The organism is Archangium sp., assembly GCF_036277355.1.
In the GTDB taxonomy this organism is placed as follows: Bacteria; Myxococcota; Myxococcia; order Myxococcales; family Myxococcaceae; genus Archangium.
Window position 1 is genome coordinate 65,303 of record NZ_DASUNC010000163.1, and the last position, 19,157, is coordinate 84,459.

Annotated in this window: 12 protein-coding genes; 4 read left to right on the forward strand and 8 right to left on the reverse strand. The window is 67.7% G+C overall.

The window, feature by feature from the left end; all coding sequences use genetic code 11:
* The first annotated feature begins 290 nt into the window (after positions 1–290).
* Positions 291–2,102: a protein kinase domain-containing protein gene (locus VFZ09_RS40310; protein WP_329733107.1), complete on the forward strand. Its 1,812-nt coding sequence runs from the start codon at positions 291–293 to the stop codon at positions 2,100–2,102.
* Positions 2,103–2,248: 146 nt separating this feature from the next.
* Positions 2,249–3,739, forward strand: a complete 1,491-nt coding sequence (locus VFZ09_RS40315; RefSeq protein ID WP_329733108.1) for a hypothetical protein — start codon at positions 2,249–2,251, stop codon at positions 3,737–3,739.
* A gap of 85 nt (positions 3,740–3,824) precedes the next feature.
* Here VFZ09_RS40315 and VFZ09_RS40320 read toward each other — a convergent pair whose 3' ends face one another.
* The 3 genes from VFZ09_RS40320 to VFZ09_RS40330 are packed head-to-tail and all read right to left on the reverse strand — an operon-like array spanning position 3,825 to position 9,395.
* Positions 3,825–7,052, reverse strand: coding sequence for an AAA family ATPase (locus tag VFZ09_RS40320; RefSeq protein WP_329733109.1), 3,228 nt, complete (start codon positions 7,050–7,052; stop codon positions 3,825–3,827).
* 32 nt (positions 7,053–7,084) lie between these two features.
* Positions 7,085–8,107 carry a hypothetical protein gene (locus VFZ09_RS40325; protein ID WP_329733110.1) on the reverse strand — a complete coding sequence of 341 codons (1,023 nt, stop codon included), beginning with the start codon at positions 8,105–8,107 and terminating at the stop codon, positions 7,085–7,087.
* Positions 8,108–8,111: 4 nt separating this feature from the next.
* On the reverse strand, positions 8,112–9,395 hold the full coding sequence (locus VFZ09_RS40330) for an endonuclease domain-containing protein (protein ID WP_329733111.1): 1,284 nt from the start codon (positions 9,393–9,395) through the stop codon (positions 8,112–8,114).
* A 110-nt stretch (positions 9,396–9,505) separates the two neighbouring features.
* Here VFZ09_RS40330 and VFZ09_RS40335 point away from each other — a divergent pair, with 110 nt between their 5' ends.
* Positions 9,506–9,760, forward strand: coding sequence for a hypothetical protein (locus VFZ09_RS40335; RefSeq protein ID WP_329733112.1), 255 nt, complete (start codon positions 9,506–9,508; stop codon positions 9,758–9,760).
* 816 nt (positions 9,761–10,576) lie between these two features.
* On the opposite strand, the gene VFZ09_RS40340 is transcribed toward VFZ09_RS40335, so the two are convergent.
* Entirely contained in the window at positions 10,577–13,015 is a 2,439-nt protein-coding gene (locus VFZ09_RS40340) for a S8 family peptidase (protein WP_329733113.1), read from the reverse strand.
* Positions 13,016–13,032: 17 nt separating this feature from the next.
* Positions 13,033–14,019 carry an ATP-binding protein gene (locus tag VFZ09_RS40345; RefSeq protein ID WP_329733114.1) on the reverse strand — a complete coding sequence of 329 codons (987 nt, stop codon included), beginning with the start codon at positions 14,017–14,019 and terminating at the stop codon, positions 13,033–13,035.
* Positions 14,020–14,376: 357 nt separating this feature from the next.
* Between VFZ09_RS40345 and gshB the strand changes: the two genes are divergently transcribed.
* Positions 14,377–15,336: a glutathione synthase gene (gene gshB, locus VFZ09_RS40350; protein ID WP_329733115.1), complete on the forward strand. Its 960-nt coding sequence runs from the start codon at positions 14,377–14,379 to the stop codon at positions 15,334–15,336.
* Positions 15,337–15,345: 9 nt separating this feature from the next.
* Here gshB and VFZ09_RS40355 read toward each other — a convergent pair whose 3' ends face one another.
* The 3 genes from VFZ09_RS40355 to VFZ09_RS40365 all read right to left on the reverse strand — a co-directional run bounded on the left by VFZ09_RS40355 (position 15,346) and on the right by VFZ09_RS40365 (position 19,152).
* Positions 15,346–16,662 carry a hypothetical protein gene (locus VFZ09_RS40355; RefSeq protein WP_329733116.1) on the reverse strand — a complete coding sequence of 439 codons (1,317 nt, stop codon included), beginning with the start codon at positions 16,660–16,662 and terminating at the stop codon, positions 15,346–15,348.
* Positions 16,663–16,742: 80 nt separating this feature from the next.
* Positions 16,743–17,402 carry a hypothetical protein gene (locus VFZ09_RS40360; protein WP_329733117.1) on the reverse strand — a complete coding sequence of 220 codons (660 nt, stop codon included), beginning with the start codon at positions 17,400–17,402 and terminating at the stop codon, positions 16,743–16,745.
* Between the two features lie 253 nt (positions 17,403–17,655).
* Positions 17,656–19,152, reverse strand: coding sequence for an ammonia-forming cytochrome c nitrite reductase subunit c552 (locus VFZ09_RS40365; protein WP_329733118.1), 1,497 nt, complete (start codon positions 19,150–19,152; stop codon positions 17,656–17,658).
* Positions 19,153–19,157 lie beyond the last annotated feature (5 nt).

Sequence of the window (19,157 nt, forward strand, 5' to 3'; positions counted from 1 at the left end):
CATGGGCCGGGGGTGTTTCTCCACAGTTCCACTTGTCCCCAGGGCCCTCTGTTTCTGTACTGAGTGAATAGGTATTTATTTAGATCAGAGGTAACAGAAGGGGCTGTGGGCTTGTGGAAAAGTCAGCAAGCTCGCGGAACCCCTGAGGAATCCCGAACCTGCTACATGTGGGGAAGTTGGCGCTTATCCCCGGCCATCCACAGGGTGTGGATCACCCGGGGGGTTATCCACAGCGGGGGTCCCGGCCATCCACAGGCCGTCCACAGGGTGTGTGGGCTATGGTTCGGCCCATGTCCGCACCGGTCCGGGGGGCTCCCCAGCCGCTGAATTCCGCTCTCCCCGATCCGCACCACGGCCAGCGCATCGGAAGATACGAGGTGCTCACCCAACTGTCAGTGGGTGGCATGGCCGAGCTCTTCCTGGGCTACACCTCGGGGCCGGGCGGGTTCCGCAAGTATGTCGCACTCAAACGGGTGCTGCCGGACGCGCGCGGGGACGAGCAGTTCGAGAAGATGTTCCTGGATGAAGCACGCATCACCGCGGCGCTGAACCACCCGAACATCGGTCAGGTGTTCGAGCTGGGCCAGGACGCCGAGGGCCTCTTCCTGGCGATGGAGTTCATCGCGGGGCAGAACCTCAACCAGGTGGCCGACGTGCCGCGGCGCCGGGGCCAGGTGCTGCCGGTGGGCTTCACCCTGGCGGTGGTGCGCGACGTGTGCCTGGCGCTGCATTACGCGCACGCCTTCACCACGCCCGGAGGCAAGCCCTCGCCCGTCATCCACCGGGACGTGTCCCAGAAGAACGTGATGGTGACGTACGACGGGGGGGTGAAGCTGCTGGACTTCGGCATCGCCAAGGCGCGCGACGGCGTGGTGCGCACGCAGGTGGGCATGGTGAAGGGCACCACCGGGTACATGTCCCCCGAGCAGGTGCGCGGCGAGCCGCTGGATGGGCGCAGTGATCTCTTCGCCGCCGGGGTGATGCTGTACGAGTTGCTCACGGGCGAGCGCCTCTTCTCGGCGGAGACGGAGCGCCAGGAGATGGAGATGATCCTGAAGGCGCCCATTCCGGATCCCGGGGTGAAGGTGCCCACGCTGCCCCCGGGGGTGCCGGAGGTGGTGCTCAAGGCGCTGGCACGAGAGCGGGAGCAGCGTTACGCGAGCGGCCGGGAGATGGCGAAGGCGCTGGAGGCCGCGGCGGGCGGACTGTTGATGGACGCGGAGCAGCGGGCGGCCTTCATGCTCGAGCACTTCGGGGACCGGAGGGAGGCGACGCGCCGGCTGCTGGAGAGCGTCGAGCAGGCGAAGGAGCCGGTGGACGCGGAGATGGCGCGGATGCTGGGAGGCCGCGAGGAGCCGGAGAGGGCGTCCACGGAACCGGAGTCCCCGCGGCCGGACGCGCGTGCGCGGAAGGCGGAGGAGACGCGGCAGGCGGATCCGAAGGAGACGATGCTCGCGCGGGGCCAGAGGGCGAGGAGGGCGGAGCCGGAGGAGGCGCCGGCGGCGGGGGTGCACACCACGGGGAGGCGGGTGACGCGGGAGGCGCCCGTGGCGGCGAGGGAGGCGCGGACGGCGGAGCAGCCCTCGCGGGGAGGAACGGCGAGGTTCTGGGCGGTGCTGATCGCGCTGCTGGTGGTGGGGGGGAGCGCGGGTTACGGGGTGGTGAAGCTGTTCGCGGCGATGAAGGCGCAGGAGGAGGAGGGGACACCCATTCCGATGCCGCTGGGGGACGTGTCCCCGATGACGCCCCTCCAGCCGCCGGGGCAGAAGAAGGCGGAGCCGGAGCCCACGGCGCGGGCGGCCGAGCCGGAGCAGGCGCAGGAGAAGGCCTCGGAGGAGCCGGCGAAGAAGGACGGTGACGACGAGCCGGTGCGTGGCGTGAAGCAGGGCACGCTGACGCTGGTGGTGCTGCCGGAGGCCGAGGTGTTCCTGAACGGGCGCTCGTTGGGGAAGACGCCGCTCATCAAGAAGCCGGTGCCGGCGGGCAGACACCTGCTGCGCATCAAGGGCGCGGACGGGAAGCGGCGGCAGCTGTCGGTTCCCATCCGGGTGGGCAAGACGACGCAGTTCAAGCTCAAGCTGACGGACATCCCCGAGCGCTGAGCTGGCGCCCTCTTCCCCTGGGAGAGGGCGGGGGAGAGCCGCGACGCCTGTCTGGTTGGCTGTACACGAAGCGTGAGGGGAATGAGATACAGCCTCTCCAACCGATGGTGGATCATGAAGGCCACCGTCTTCGTGGGGAGAGAGCAATGCATCGGATTCGAATGGGCTGGCTGGCGGTGTCGGTGCTGTGTGGGTGCAGTGCGGGGCTCACGGAGCCCGAGTGGGAAGCACCGGCGTCGCGACAGCAGGCGCTGATTCCCACCGAGCAGTTCCGGGACACCTTCAACGGTGCCAACAACGCCAACGGCACGGGGCTCAACGACAACCTCGCGGGCAGGCAGTCCGGCTCGCTGGCTCCGGCGACCTATACGCGCCTCTCGGGCCTGTGGTACCCCGCGCCCGCGCCCAGCATCTGGGTGGCCCAGGTCAACCACATCTGGAGCCCGGATACGCTCTCCTTCCATGCGTCCCCCTCGGCGCTGCGCATGGACAAGCCCTTCTCGCGGGATGCCTCGGGGGCCTTCCGTCTCTCCTTCGTCGCCGAGCCCGTCGTCTCCGATGCCCGTGACAGCGGCAACTGGATGTCCGTCATGCTCGGCGGCACGGGGACCTCGAGCGGCTACGTCAGCAACGCGGACATCGACTTCGGCTTCCTCATCCGCTCCAACGGTGGGCTGGGCATCTTCGACAATGGCCAGTTCATGACGGTGACGCCGGGGAGCGTCCCCGCGGCGGACAGGTACTCGGTGAGCCTCGCCGTGCGCGACGGACAGGTGCTCGGCACCGTCAACGGTGTGTCCTTCTCCGCCCGGCTCAACGGGCCCGGCGTGCTTCCTTCCTCGGCGTACCTCTACCTGGGGGCGTACGTGGAGGAGGGACAGGTGTCCCGCTTCGATGACGTGGCGGTCTCCCCGGTGGTCAACCACCTGAAGCACTATGGCTATTACTGGGCCCAGTCCGGGAGTCATGGCCCCCACCTGGATGAGGTGACGGCCCATACCAACCTCAACTTCGTTCAGCGCCCCGAGGATCTCGCCGCTTGCGCCGCGCGCGGGGTGAAGTGCCTGCTGGAGACGCGCTGGCAGTTCTTCAACGGCTCGGCGCTGCGCCCGGATTATGTCCAGGCCTGGAACCAGCTCGTCACGCAGATCACCCCGTACCTGGGGAGCGTGGGCGGGTTCTACGTCATCGATGAGCCCTACTGGGTGGGCGTCTCCGTGAGGGATCTGGAGACGTGCGTGAACACCCTCAAGGACACGTTCCCCACCATTCCGGTGATGGTGGTGCACGCGGTGCCCTCGCTGTCGCCGTCACTCGTCACTCCCGCGCGCGCGGACTGGGTGGGCTTTGACCATTACGGCCCCATGTCCGAGGTGGTGGGCTACCTCAACACGCTGCGTGCGACCCTGACTCCCTCCCAGAAGCTCTGGCTGGTGCCGCAGTCCTATCTGGTGGGCGCCTACAGCGATGACGCGTCGCTCGCCCGCGCGAACTGGGAGTATTACGACCTGGCCCGCAGCGACCCGCGCATCCAAGGCCTGCTCAACTTCGGCTTGTGGACGCACCAGTCGCCCTCCTCCATCCCCAGGACGTTCGAGGCCCAGCGCGCCATCGGCAACGAGCTGCTGCGGCGGTGAGCTGACGGGCGCTCGATTCAGCAAGAGCAGGGTCGAGGCATGTTCCCTCTCCCAACGGGAGAGGGAGAGGGAACGGCACGAGGCGTCAGGAGCCCGTGCGCCTCGGATCCGCCGGAGGCAGCGTGCTCGCCGCGAGCCGCAGCAGCTCGTCATCCGGGAGCTGCTCGGTGGCGAGCACCGAGGGATCCGCCTTCATGGGCTGGACGTTGCCCTCGCGCAGCACGTGGAACTGGCCGGTGACCTGGTTGGGAATCTTCGCGGTGAAGTCCACCCGCGCCTCGCTGAGCATGGGCTTCATCTTGTCCAGCGAGTTCTTCTCCTTCACCCGGCCCACGAACCACGAGCGGATGGTGTCGCGGCACTTGTAGTCGAAGTCCCCCGGGCTCTGCGTGGCGAGCATCACCCCCAGGCCCGCCGAGCGCGCCCGCCGCAACAGGTTCTCCATCGGCTGCTTGGTGGCGGGCTGGCGCGTGGCCGGCAGGTACATGTCCGCCTCGTCGAACATGAGCACCGCCTGCAGCGCGGTGGAGGGATGGTGGCCCAGCCAGCGCGACACCTCGATGAGCAGCTGGGACACCCAGAAGAGCACCTTGTCGGTGTCCCCGAGGAACTTGGTGCTGATGACACTCAGCCGCGTCTTCCCGGGCCGCGCGTGCGCACCCCGGCCGAGCAGCAGCTCCATGTCGAGCTTCTCCCCTCCACTGCCCAGCAGCGCCGAGGAGCTGAGCCGCAGCGTCTCCAGATCCTGCACCAGCTTCTCGAACAGCTTCGTTTCCAGCCGGCCCACGGCGTTCACCAGCCGCGGATCCTTCTCGTCGATGAAGTAGACGAGCTTCTCCAGCGTGACGCCCGCGGGCGAGAGCTGCACGAGTTGATCAATCGCTTGCGTGAGGACGGTCCGGCAGGCCTTGTCCCGGCCGCTGTGCCGGTAGTCCAGCATGCCGCCGAGCGCGTCGCCCGCGAGCTGCGTGGCCTGCTTGCGATCGAACTCGGACAGCGAGCCGAGCCCGTCCGGGACGATGGGAATGGCCAGCGGGCGGCCATGTGGGTGCCCGGGCGTGAAGAGCGCCACGTCGAGCCGATCGCGCAACAGGGCCCGGCGATCGGAGCGGCGCGGATCATCGAGCGGGCGCGTCCAGGTGGGGTGGGACGCGTCCTGCGCGTACCCGGCGAGGTCTCCCTTGCGGTCCACGAGGATGGCCGGAATGCCTTGCAGGAGCAGCTGCTCCACCACGTTGAGCGCGAGCGTCGTCTTGCCACTGCCCGAGCCTCCCAGGAACGCGGCGTGCTGGATGAGCTCCTGGGGGGTGAGGGTGACGGTGTCGCGCGAGAGGCTCTCCAGCTCGCCGATGCGCATGGGCTCCTGCCTCCGGGGAGGCTCCTGGGACGCTTCGTGCTGACGCGAGGGCTGCGGCGACGCCTCCTGGGGCTTCGGATCCGTCCGGAGCGCGAGCGGCTGCTGCGGGGTGCCGGGCTTCTCGGTGGCTGGGGCCTGGGCAGCGGCCGGAGGCGTGCGGGCCACGGGACGCAGATGCTCCAGATCGAGGATGTCGCGCAGGGCCTTGACCTGCGTGAGGGGCCGGGCCGAGCGCAGCCAGGCGGCGAAGTCGGCCCGGGACTCGTGCTGGGCGCGGAAGTCCCGCAGCGCGAGCAGCGTTCGGCAATCACTGTCCTCGAGCACCGCGCGCCGTCCGCCCTTGGCGATGAGCTTGCCCAGCTCCTCGGCCGCCTGCGTCTTGGGATTGCTGGGGAAGACGGTGGTGCGCACGACGACGGGCGTGCGGCCCTTGGCTTCCTTGCGGGCCTGCTCGATCTCCCGCGCGAGTGCTCCTCCATTGGGCTTGCTGTTGCACAGCACCACCTGGAGCTTCGTGTTGCCGGGGGAGACATCCACCTGGATGGACTCGTCCAGCGTCCTGGCCTCGAAGCGGTGGCCGCCGTCCCACTCGTCCGTGCTGGTGCTCAGGGCCCACGTGAGCAGCACCGCCAGCTCCGAGTCGTCATCGGGCGTCGAGCCCTTGTACCCGGTGCGGAAGTCGTTCCAGAGCGGATCCAGCTCCGAGACGGACGTGGATTCGGGAGTGCTCTCCGGGGAGCCCGGCTTCGTCAGCTCCTCCACGAGCGGGAAGTGCTCGGGCAGACGGCCCAGATGGACGGAGAGCTCCCGATAGCGGCGGCAGTGGTTGAGCACGTCGCGGGCCCGCAGGCCCGCCAGGGCCTCGAAACCCTCGTGCGGAAGGGGGTACGTGGGCTCCGCGGCCTCGAAGGGCGCGTTCTCTTGATCGTACAGGTACTCCAGCCGCTTCTCCGCGATGAGCCGCGCCTCCTCCGCCGTGCGCAGGCTGTGCAGATGGATGGGCGCTGGATCCAACGTGAGGCGATCCAGCATCGGACGCGTCAGCATCGGGCTCAGCTTCGTCCAGAAGTCCTTCAGGCAGCTGATGACCACGAGCGACGAGGGCACGCGATCGGCCAGATCGCACAACGTCTGCACGGCTCGCCGGAAGGGCTCGCCCGCGTTGTGCTGATCATACATGTCCTCGAGCTGGTCCACGCAGATCACCAGCGAGTGCCCCAGCGCCCGCATGAGCCGGCCCAGGTGCTCCACCATCTTCTTCGGATCCTCGTCGTGGATGCGCGGCACCATCCCGCCCAGCACCTTGCGATCCGGCTCCGAGAGATCCTCGCAGCGCAGATACTTGAGCACCCGGTTCTTGATGCGCGACTCGCTGCGCTGCAGGTAGAGCAGCGCGCGCAGCAGATCCAGATCCAACTCCTTGAGCTCGGGCTGATCGATGAGCTCGTCGGCCGCGTCGCTGACGATCTGGTGGACGTCGTCCGCGTCCGTCTCGGTCTGCGAGAGGCTGGCGGCCCACTTGCCGCACCGCGCGAAGAGCGCGCTGGAGAGCTTCATCAACCCGGAGCCGGGCTGCGAGGGCTCGAAGTAGGGCTGATCCAACGACTCGATGAGATTGGAGAGGACGTACCGCCCGTAGTTGCTGGTGGACGTCGTCATCTGCAGGTAGCCCACGAAGCCCAGGGAGTGCTCATGGACGCGGGCGCGGAAGGCGCGCACCAGGTGCGTCTTGCCGCAGCCGGACTCGCCGAGCAGCAACAGGATGCGTCCCGAGCTCAGGCCGGGCGGCGTGGTGGCGCGGGTGAGCAGGCGCTCGAAGGAGGCACGGGCGTCCTGGTGCACGCGCTCCACGTCGAAGGGATCCGGCCGCCAGATTTCGTGGCGGTGCTGGATGGAGTGGAAGACCTCGGTGCGGTCCGAGAGGAAGGCGGCGAGGCGGAGATCGGACGGGCTCATGGGGAGTCCCTGGCAACCGGGTGGGGAGAGGACTACAGGGAGATGAAGTGGAAGGTGGCGCCGAGGTAGCGGGTCTCCGAGTCGGCGACATCCGCGGGATCCATGGCCTCCACCAGATCGGCGCGGCTCAGCGAGAGGAACCGGGCCCGGTTGGCCTCCACCAGCCTGTTCTTGAAGGCCTGCTCGTCCAGACCCCGCACCTGGCCCTGGAGGGCGCGCCAGACGTGGGAGATGAAGATCTTGTCCTCACCGAAGCGGCCGCTCGTGGAGGCCTTCGCCGCCTGATGGACCCGCTCGGCGAAGGACTGGAGATCCTCGCGGACCGGAGCCGGGGTCAGCACGTTGCGCGAGGCCGGCGCGGTGGACGGCGCGGTGACGGGCTCCGAGCCGGGGACGAGCCAGGAGCGCAGGGCGGCCAGCCGCAGACTCTCCGCGTCCGAGCGCTTCGCGCCCACGCTCTTCGCCGCGAGCTGGCGCATGGCCTGGGTGGGCTCGGCCTCGCGCGAGGCCTGCAGGACGCGGGCAAGCAGCACGGCCTGCACGGCGGCCGCGGTGAAGGGTTTGTCCGTGTCGATGCCGAGCTGCTTCCAGCACAGCGCATCGCGCACCTGGGTGAGGCTCTTCATGCCGGGGGACTCGCCGCCGAACTGCTTCTGCACGAGCACCGCGCGCATGCCATCGGCCGTGCCCAGCCGGTCCAGGTTGCCGTGGGAGGGCGGCAGCTCCAGCACGCGCGCCAGGAGGTGCGTGTTCTTGAGCTTCTTCCAGGAGGTGCCGTCGGGCAGCCGCTTCACCCCGAGCCACGCGAGCGCATGCGTCCGCCCCTGGGAGGTGAGCTCGAGGCCATTGCGCGCGGTGCGCCGGGCGAGCCCCGCCGTCTCGAGTGCCGTGAGCGTCTCGTCGAGCCGGAGGTTCCAGTCACCGGCGGTCCAACGGTGCTCGGCGAAGGGCTTCAGCGCGCGGGAGAGCTCGCTCCGGGAGCCCTTCCCCTCCTCGCGTGTCAGCAGCCACGTGAGCGCCAGCTCACCCAGTCGAGAAACCTCAGGCCCCTGCATGTGTTCAACCTCCAAGCTCACGTCGATGCGAGATGACTTCCGAGATAGTGTCGAGGATTTCCTCGAGCCGCGCCACCACGTCCTGGGCGAGGAATCGCAGCACGAAGAAACCGTGGCTCTGCAGCGCGGCATCCTTGCGCCTGTCCCGCCGGTAGGCCTCAGCATCCTGGAAGTGGCGGTAGCCGTCGATCTCGATGGCGAGGCGGAAGCGCCGTGACAGCAGATCCACTTCCACGTCACGGCCCGCGAGCCGGAACCCCGGAGAAGCATTGAGCTCGAACAGTCCGTGGGTGGCGGGGTGCGAGTCGAGGAAGGCGGAGAGGAAGCGCTCCTCGGTGCTGCGAGCCCGGTCCTCGGGGGCCTCGGGAGGGGAGGTGCGCTGGTGTTCGCGGACCACTTCACCGAAGAGCGCGAGCACCTCGTCCGAGACGCCCTCCGCGGCGAGCCTGGCCAGGGGGCGGGCGAGCTCCTCCGAGGGTGGGACACCGAGGGCCTCGAGCTTCACCCCGAGGGCCTCGGGAGAGGGGGCGGCGAGCTTGAGGAGGCCCTCGCGCACCATGGCGAGGGATTGGGAGCCGCCGCCCCGCAGGTAGGTGTCGAGGGTGGAGCGGTCCGCGATCAGGGCGATGACGAGGGCCGGGAGGGAGGCGCACAGCCGCGAGGCGACGCGCGCCGCGTGTGCGAACCCCTCGGAGCCGGAGCCGGTGAGCAGCAGCGCGGGCGCCGTGCCGTGCGGGACGAGGGCGTGCAGTGCCGTGAGGGCGCGGAGGGGATCATGCTCGAGTGCGTCGAGCACCGCGTCGAGGGGGGCCCCTGAATTGTGGGTAACTTGTGGCTGGAGCAGACACCTGCACGCGGTGGAGACATCTCCATCGGGAGCGGAGGAGAACAGCTCCTGGAGGAGGACGCCGCGCTCGTGGGCTGTCTTTCCTCTCAAGCGGGCGTGCAGCTCGCCCGGAGCGAGACCTCCGGCCGTGCCGAGGAAGTCCGCGGCATCGGCTTCGAGCGCCCTGACGCGGGCGAGCGCCTCCAGCCAGGCGCGGACCACCTCGGCTTCGCTCGAAGCGGGCACGGTACAGCCCGGCCTGTGGATCGAGCCGAGCCATTGGCGCCAGAAGGAGGCCGCGGTGCCGGGAGGGCCGGCGAGCACGGTGAGGGTGGGGATGCCCTGCTCACGCCGGCGCTGATGCCGCTCCAGCTCGTGGAGGACGAAGGCATCACTCCGGTTGTCCGGTCTGGCGAGAGGCACGGGGGGAGAAGCGTCCATGAAGTCGGGGCGTGTCAGCAAGAGCCCCTCCCCCACGGCTGTGTCTGGCAGTGGTCAGCTCACGGGCATGATGCACGACCCCGCCCGGATTCCATCTACCCCTCAGGTGGTATTGTCTCCGGGGGGCTTTGATGACTCGACGCGCGATGCTCGCGGCGGTGATGGGGTTGTTGATCCTGGGGACCGGTTGCCCGGATGTCTACGGAAAGGGCGGCAAGCTCGATCAGGCCATGGCGAAGGACATCCAGGACATGCAAGAGGAGCGAAGGCGTGAGCTGAGGGAGAGACGGGAGGACATGGAGGACGATGAGGGACAGCACTGTCCCGAGGGTAAGATGGAAGTCCGTGACTGCACCTCGTATCCATGCAAGGTGGAGTGCCAGTGAGGTGGAGCACCCTCCTCGGTGGCATCGCCGGGCTGTTGTTGCCCGTGCCCCTGATGCTTCTGGCCGGTGAGATGCGGCGGGAGCAGCGGGACGAACTGCCTCGAGCGAAGGAGCAGGTGGCTCCCATTCTTCCAATGCGTGAGCAGAAAGCACTCCAGAGCTTCGGGCTCGATTGCTCGGGAGGTGAGGAGTGTGAAGCGCCCCTTGGTTGCTTGTACTTCGCGGGTGAGCGCGAAGGATTCTGTGGAGGCAGCACGTGCCAGGCGGACTTCCAGTGTGGTGAGGACTGGATGTGCCAGACGGTCCGTACGCTGGGGAGTGAAACCCTGATACGCACCTGTGTCCCTCCTGGGTTGAGGAAGGAGGGCGAAGCATGTGTGCAGACCCTGGGGATGAAAGAGGAGACCTGCGCGCGGGAACTTCATTGCAACGTGGGATGGTGTGGCCGCTCCTGCCAGCCAGATGAACCCACGAGTTGTCCCCGGGGCTTCTTCTGCCGCGAGGGCCTGGACGGTCCCTCCTGCCTTCCCACCTGCGAGGCGACGGGCTGCTCCGAAGGCCAGGAGTGCGTCTCCCTCGGGGAGGGCATCTCGGTCTGCGCGGTGGTGCGTGGGGAGAACTGTCAGAAGGTGCCCTGCTCCGAGGGCGGCCTCTGTTCCGTCTGGCCCCCGCGCTACAAGGACTCCCGGCTGGAGCTGAAGATGGCCTGCTCCCGGGTCTCCTGCTCGGACGGTGGGCCGGCGTGCCCCCCGGGCACTTCCTGTGTCCAGGGCTTCTGTCGCCATCCCCATGAGTCCGATGGGGGTACCCACCTGCTCAAACCGTGATGGGAATGCCCAGCTCGATGGCCACGGGCGTGTAGACGTCCACTCCTGGGGTGCGAATCGAGACCACCAGGGCGTAGCGGGTTCTCGTCTTCCAACGCTGATGGCGAGGCCGCTCCCTCCACCAGCCAATCGTCGGATAGACGGCCAGATACCCCTTGTCCGCGAGGTCCACCGCGGGACCTGTCCAGCGATCGGAGTGAATGGACCCGCTGCTCCGGATGTCCGGGCCGAACCTCCAGGATTTGGAATCGCTGGTGCTCGTTGCCTTCTCCTTCTCCTCTCGCGCCGCCTTGTTGATGCGGATCTTGAACTGCTCGAGCGTCTCGGCCGCCGTCTTCAAATCGAACCGCAACCCGTGGGACGCGTACCGATGCCGCTGCTTCTGGTTGTAACCCCGGTCTCCCGGTAGGGGCTCGATGAAGTAGGAGAGCGTCACGCGCAGCTCGACGTCGATCTCTCCCAGTCCCCGGAGGACGTCCTCGGGCCATGGGAGCGCGTGCAGGTGCATGTCCCTGGTGACGAACTCCCCTTTCTTGTGGGGATGCGCGTCGTAGGGCTGGATCTCATGCTGGGCAATCAGCGTGAGCGCGTCATTGGCACTGAAGAGAGCTGCCTCTTCATCGGGTACCCCATGGCCGAACGTTCGAAGGAGCCTCGCGTAGTCGCTCTTCCTGGGCTTCTTCTGGGGAAGGTGGCCGCGCATCGACTCCGTCCACTCCGCGGAGTGGATGAGCAGGGCCCGGACCGTCTCGGGCCAGAGCCGCGGGTACTGGGCGTGGAGCCGTGCCGCGAGCCGTGCCGCGAGTGCCGTGGCCGCGCTGGTCTCTCCCGAGGCGGTGAACTGCCGGATGATCGGCCGGGAGTAGGTTGTCAGCAACGAGAGGCTGTCGGTGAAATCGCACCTCGTCCCCGTGGGATCCACCACGGCATTACCGCCGGGCATCACGATGTCCGGCTTGATGGGCCAGGTCTCGTTCCAAGCAACAGAAGTCGGACTGGAAGGGCAGAGCCCACCCAGCGGAGCCACTGGTTTCCAGCCTGACAGCGCCGGGTCCATCACCACATCCCGGTCGGCGTACGCCCCCACGGTGACGGCATTCCACGACTGCCCCGGATCGCGAATGAGCTCGGTCACGTTGCGATCCGGGTAATGGATGAAGTGGTCCAGCTGGATGTTGCCCGCGGAGATGCACATCAAGCGGCGCTCTCCATCGGCGGAACCAAAGGCGATGGCATCGACGGCGCTCGACCAGGAAGACGGGACCCCCTTCTCATGACCATCGGGACTGGTCACGGCCATGCAGAACGTCCGTGCGAGCCCGGGAGACTGGATCTGCGCACGAGCGGTGGCCTCCTGGGTCACCGCTCCGTAGACTTCGGGCGCGTGCGTATCTCCCGGCATGGGGAACAGCTTCACGCTTTCCAGCTGGTGCCTGAGCGCGACAGGCCCCTTGGACATGAGCACGGGACCCAGATCGCCATACAGCGCGAGCCCGGCCATCTCGGTACCGTGGCCATGGTGGTCATCCGCCTTCCAGCGGGGATCGACCGTGAGCAGGGAGGAGGCGGGGAGCGCCAGTCCGATGAGCTCGTGCCCCCGGTTCACGCCCGTGTCGAGGATACAGATCGAGGGTGAATCCCCGGGCGGTGCCTGGATGCGCGGCAGGAGATTCCTGACCCAGGCGGCCTGCTCGGACGGCGTCAGCTCCATGAACTCCGCCGTGGTGGTCTTGGCCTCCCGGAGCTCGGCGATCAACTCGTCCTGCTCCAGCAGCTGGCTGAGTTGGATGACCGTCGCTTGCAGGTTCAGCACGATGCGATCCACGAAACGCAGCGGCATGTTGCTGACGGACAGCCGCGCCTGCTGCGCCGTGGCTCGGAACCGCTCGAACGCGCCCTGGGTCCGGCGCAGCCAGACCTCCCACCAGAAGGGACCGTCTCCCGAGGGAAAACGCTCCTCCGGGTCCGTCCACAAGGAGCGGACGGAGGCGCGCCGGACATGGGCGATGCTCTCGACGAGGTCCTTGTTGGCGGGATTGTTCTTCTTTCCGCGCGTCTTGGTGAGGTAGTCCTCGAAGAGCTTGATGAAGTGCCCCAGCCTGTCGCGAGGGATCAGCACCGTCGCGAACGTGGTCTCTCCTACGTCCCGGACGGCGAGCAGCTCGATCCCCTGCCGCTCGGACTCGAGGCTTTGAAGCTTGAGATCGAACCCTGGCTCGCTCTCGAATTCGAAGCGGAGCGCCAGCGTCTCGTCTTCCTCGATCCGGGCGAGCTCGGCCTCGTACTGCTCCTTCAGGTGGGCGCCATGCTTCGCCCGGTCCTGGGCCTTGGTCCTGATGCCCCCTCCGCCTGATTTCGGAGAGGTGAAGAGCGAGATGTCCGGAAGCTTCCGGATGAAGAGATGCGGCCGATTGAAGGGTCTAGCCAATCATTTTCCCGGGAGGCTCATGAGCGCCGGGTGGAGCGGCGTTCATCGAACGCTCGAAGAAGGCTTTGAGTCGTGACCGATGACTTGTCATCGAGAATGGCTTCCTTGATGGCGTCATTGCAGGCTCGCGCCAGCTCGGCATAACTCAGCCCCTTCACCGCCTTGCTCAAGAGCTTCCAATCCAGGTCCTCGGAAGAGAAGGACCCCAGCTTGGCGAGAATGGTCCGGGTAGCCAATTCTCCTGAAGGAGTATTGTACTCGACGACATCATCGAAGCGCCGGAAGAGCGCATGGTCCAGCAGCTCGGGATGGTTCGTCGCGGCGATGATGAGGCTGTCCGACTGATCCTGCTCCAGGAATTGCAGGAAGGAGTTCAGGACACGCCTGATCTCCCCCACATCATTCGAAGCACTTCGGTGCCCGCCAATCGCATCGAACTCATCGAAGAGGTAGACACCCCGGGTCGAGCGGATGGCATCGAACACCAGCCGCAGCTTCGCCGCGGTCTCTCCCATGAACCGGGTGATGAGGCCATCCAACAGGATGGTGAAGAGCGGCAGTTGTGTCTCACCCGCCAGAGCGGCCGCCGTCATGGTCTTCCCGGAGCCGGGTGGGCCCACCAGAAGCATCCGATGGCGAGGGCGGAGACCATGCTCCCGGAGTTTGTGTGCCTGCTGCTGTTCGCGCAGGACACGCTCCAGGCGCTCACGGACAGCGGGCTGTAGAACCATCTCGTTGAGGCGCGTGTCCGGGTAGCTGACGGACAGGAGCCCCGAGAGCTCGCCGCGAGGTTGGGCGAGCGGTGTCGGAGGTTCGAGACGGCGGGGAGCCATCTCCCCTCGTGACTTCACCTGATCGACGAGCGAACGAAGCTCTTGAGCAAGCCTGGCATGCCCCTGCCTGGCTGCATGGGCGGCGACCTGCATGGCCACCGAAAGGAACTGGGCCTGGTCACCTTCGGCGTAGCTCCTCACGAGTGCCTTCAGTTGCTCTGCCGTCGCCAAGTCCATCTCCTCGTGAAACGGAATCCTACCGCAACCCTATGACGTCCCCGGCTTCCGAGCCATGAACGGATGGCGCTGCTATGGGAGCGTAGCGGCCGCTACAGGGGCTTCGTTGTTCGGATGCCCGAGGGCAAGGCATCCAACCCTCGTGGAGAGCTCGCTGGAGGTAAGGCGGGGATCGGAGCCGGGGCCCCCTCGTGATTGCCGTATACTCGTGGGTCGAAGTTCCCGGGGTGTCTCCACCGCGCCCCCCATAGCCCCCTCTCCTACTCCGCGTACTTTTTCTGTCGCGCTCGCGCCTCCGTGCGTCTACTCACCGGGTATCATCCTCGTACCCCCCAGGAGGCACCCGTCCCCATGGCCGCGCTCACCTTCGGCTTCCTCATGGATCCCCTCGAGACGGTCCGGGTGGACCATGACTCCACCTTCGCCCTCATGCTCGAGGCCCAGCGCCGCGGTCACCAGGTGCGCTACTTCGAGCAGCCCTGGCTCCGCTTCAGCGGCTCCTGCGCCGAGGCCCGCATGCGCACCGTCACCGTGCGCCGCGAGCCCGGCCGCCACTTCGATCTCCTCGACGAGCAGGTCCGCCCCCTCTCCAGCCTCGACGTCCTCTTCCTGCGCAAGGATCCTCCCGTCGACGCCGACTTCCTCCAGGCCACCCAGCTCGTCGAGCTGTGCAACGGCCGCGAGCCCGTCTTCCTCAACAACCCCACCGGCATCCGCGACGCCAACGAGAAGCTCTTCGGCCTGCGCTTCCCCGACCTCATGCCCGAGACGCTCATCTCCCGCGATCTCACGGCCATCGCCCAGTTCGTCGCCCGCCACCCCCAGGGCACCATCCTCAAGCCCGTCGAGGGCTTCGGCGGCCAGGGCATCGTCTTCCTCCAGCCCGGCGACCGCAACACCCGCTCCCTCCTCGAAATCAGCACCCTCGGCGGCAGGAAGGCCATCGTCGTCCAGGCCTACCTCCCCGAGAGCCGTCAGGGCGACAAGCGCATCATCCTCGTCGATGGCGAGCCCTGTGGCGCCGTCCTCCGCGTCCCCGCACACGATGACCACCGTGGCAACATGGCCGCTGGCGGCACTCCCGTGAAGACCTCGCTCACCCCTCGCGAGCGGGAGATCTGCGCCCGCCTCAAGCCCTCGCTCCAGGAGCGCGGCCTGTACCTCGTGGGCATCGACGTCATCGGCGACTGGCTCACCGAGGTCAACGTCACCAGCCCCACCGGCATCGCGGAGATCGACAAGCTGGACGACACCAACGTCGAGGCGAAGGTGATCGACGTCGCCGAGCGGCTCGTGGGCCAGCGGCGCTGAGGTGCCGGCTCAGTACCGCATCGTCAGATCCAAGCCCAGGAACCACCGCTTCAGCCGTCCCTCCAGCGGGACCGAGAGCGAAATCCCGGGCTGGAATCCCGGTTGTCCGGTGGCGCGCCGCAACGCGAATCCGACGGAATGATGGAGCCTGCTCCTCGAGGAGAGGCTCTCCGCGTACCGGGCGCCCGCGACCTCGAGCAGGGCGACCAGGTATTGATAGCGATAGGCGAACCCCGCTCCCCACCGCGGCGAGAATTGAAAGGATTTGGAGAAGGGCGAATACCCATCCAGCCCGGCTTCGAGCCGGAGCGTGCAGGACGAGCAGAAGGCGCTGCCCAGAATCACCGAAGCGCCCACCCTTCCGCCGAGGGCTCCTGGCTGGAACAGCACGGCCTGGGAGGGACGCTTCGCCGCCACCGAGCCATTCAGGGAAGAGCCCACCTCGTCCTCGTCCCCCGTGGGAAGCAGCATCCCTCCGCGGAGCACGAGCCAGCTGTCGGAGAAGATGGAGCGGCCCCAGGCCATTCCCACGTCGAGGTTGCTCAGCGCCGAGGCCGAGCGCTCCGCTCCCGTGAGCTTCGTCAGGGACACGGCCGCGTAGGCGCCCAGGCCGCATCCCCCCATGAAGGCCGTGGAGAGATCGAGCCGCACGGGGACGCCGTCTCCCCCGCCATCGAACAGGAACCCTGGAGCGAGGGAGAGGTGGCTTCTTCCATCGAAGGGATCCAACAGGGAGAAGCGGGGCCCATACTCCTCGGCATCATCCGCGGGATTCGAGTAGGTGGGTTGGATCATCTCCAGCTCCTCCAGCTCGAGCCCCGTGGTGGCGGCCCACTGCCTGAGCAGGGGTGACTCCATCTCCCGGAGGAAGGCGTACTTGTATCCGGCGGCGATCGCTCCGGCGGCCTCCCGGCCGAGATCCTGTTCGAAGAGGTACCCCACCGCGCAGATGCGTCCCCGCGAGTCGATGAAGGTGGGGCGCCGCGCATCGGTATGGCCGTCGTTCCGGGGGAACTCGCCTCGCCGGACATAGGCCTCCAGCCGCTCGAGACTCCGGGCCCGGGCCTCGCGCGCGGCCGGGGAGAGCTCCGCCGTGGAGCGCCGCCGCAGCCGCTCCAGCACGTATTCCAGGTGGACCCGGATCCGGAGATCCTCGTTGTCCTCCACCGTCGGAGCCCGCCCGAAGCGCTCGTGGAAGCTCTCATCCCCGAGGACGAGGTTGATGGTGTCCGTCTGGAGCCGCGCGGGTGCCGGGGGAGCTCCGCACGCGAGGAAGCCCGCCATCAGGAGAATGGCGGAGACAGCCAGATGCCGCGCTGGGGTCATGGGAGCACCCTGACGCATCACCCGGATCCGGGCCGCATCCGGGGCTCATGGCTCCATCATGATTTCATCATGCGCGCTGTTCAGCGGGCCAGACGCCGCTGGGTGCCCTGCTCGCTCAGCTTGCGCGCCAGATCCCTCGCGACCTCGAGATCGAACGGCTTGCGCAGCCACTGCAGATCCGACCGGCCGATGCGCTTGGCCACTTCCTCCCGGGAGATGTCCGAGAAGGCGCTGCAGATGGCCACCTCCAGCCGGGGATCCTTCTCCAGCATGTGCAGGATGGTCTCCAGCCCGTCCCAGCCCGGCGGCATCCGCATGTCCACGAGCGCGAACGTGTACGGACGCGACTCCTCCAGGGCCGCGATGACCTTCTGGTACCCCTCCATCCCCTGCGAGGCCGTGTCGATGGTGAAGCCCACGTCCGCCGACGCCGCCGGTGGCGTGGCCGGTGGCGCGGACGCGGTCGTGGCCGGCGGCGTGCCCCCGAACAGTTTCTTCTCCAGGTGGTCCAGCGACGAGGGGCGCGACCTCTGCCCCAGCACCCGGCGCCAGACATTCAGGATCGCCGGGTCATCGTCGACGACCAGGATGCGCCTCGGACCCTGCGCCTCCGGCCTCAGCCCTCCCTGCGACGCCTGGCGCATGCCCGGCCCGTGAGCCCCATCGACGGAGCCAGCCATCCAGAGAATGTGCGGCGGCTGCCCTAGGAGCTGCGCCGGCTCGATGCTGCTGTTCGCCATGGGGGTTGTCCTCCAGGCCAGTCTACTCCGGCTCCTCCGCAGCGGACCATTCATTGAACGAACGGGGCGAACGAAGGGTTGCTCGCCTACACGCCCGGAGAGTCAGGTGGCCGATAGTCGGCTCGCGGGGTCGGGGGGCCTCGGGTGAGGCTCACGGGTGGGAATCCGGGGCGCGAGATACCCTCACCCCGTCCCTCTCCCGAGGGGAGAGGGGTTGTTGCTCGGCGTGTGAGGGAGCTTCTCAGTGGGAGCTTCAGTGGTTCGTGCCGCCGCCACCCCGGGTGCCGCCACCCGTCGCGCTCCCGGGCGCCGGGGTCACTTCTCGTTCCGTGGGTTTCACCGACGGCGTCGTGCTCGGGAAGAGGTTCGGCGTGTAGTCCGCCTGCCTCACCGCCAGCTGCCCCTGCCTCGCCAGGTCCATCGCGATGCCCAGGATGCGCGCCGCTTCCTCCGGCGCGTGGAAGCCCATCGAGTTCTCCGCCTCCACGAAGTCCACCATGAACTGCGCCCGCCGCTGCAGCTCCATCGCCGTCTTCAGGTCCGCGTCCGTCTTCCCCGCGCCCCTCGCCGCCTTCATGTCCCCAATCAGCGCGATCATCGCGTCCATCGCCCGGTTGCGCAGCTCGAAGGTCCGGTCCTGGATGGTCGTCACGCGTTGCGTCAGCTCCGTCTCCGTCCAGTTGTGGCACGTCTGGCAGGCCCGGTTCACGTTCAACAGCGGGCTGCGCACGTGGTGGTCGCTGATCTTCAGCGCTCCCTCGCGCTTGTAGGGCATGTGGCAGTCCGCGCACGCCACGCCCGAGCGCGCGTGGATGCCCTGGTTGTACATCTCGAACTCGGGGTGCTGCGCCTTGAGCACCGGCGCCCCCGTCTCCGCGTGCGTCCAGTCCTTGTGCCCGTTCTCCGCGTAGTACGTGAGGATGTTCTCGATCTTGATGCCGTTGGCCCACGGGTACGTCAGCCGCTTCTCCGGGCCCTTGAAGTAGTACTCCACGTGGCACTGCCCGCACACGTACGTGCGCATCTCCTGGCGCGTGGCCTGCTTGTTCACGTCGTAGTTCTGCACGCCCTGGCTCGCCTTCAACGCGCGAATCCCCTCCAGGAAGCCCGGCCGCGTCACCCGCAGCTGCATCGTCTGCGAGTCATGGCAGTCGATGCACGCCACCGGGTGCTCCACCCGCTTGCGCGCCTCGGGGTAGGGCATCGCGTTCACCTTCTCGAAGCCCTTGATGAGGTCTCCCTCGCCCTGCTTCTTGTAGGTCACGTACACCGAGGCGTGGCAGTGCAAGCACGCGCCCGGCTGCTTCGTGACGTGCTGGCGCTCGGTGAAGAGCTGGTCCTCCAGCACGTACGCGTGGCCGCGCTCCTCGCGGAAGTCCGTCGCGAAGGCGTAGCCCGCCCAGAACGTCTTCAGCCGCGGATCCTCCTCCAGCCGCGACTGCGCCGTCACCGCGCGGGGATCATTCGCCGTGGGCTCGCGCGGCACCGCCTCGCTGCCGCCGTACTTCGTGCGCGTCATGTCCACGGTGCGCTTGTAGTCGTCGTACTGGAGCGGGAAGTTCTTGCCCCAGATGGCCGGGTCCACCGTGTCGTCGGTGAGCTCGACGACCCGGTAGAAGGGATTCCGGGCCTCCTGCTTGCGCTCCATGATGTTCACCGCCAGCGCGGCGGCACCGGCGGCGGCGCCCGCGGCGAGCACCATGGCGGCGAGCAGGAGCGTCAATCGGCGGCGGGTAGGCGAAGCTTCCATACGAT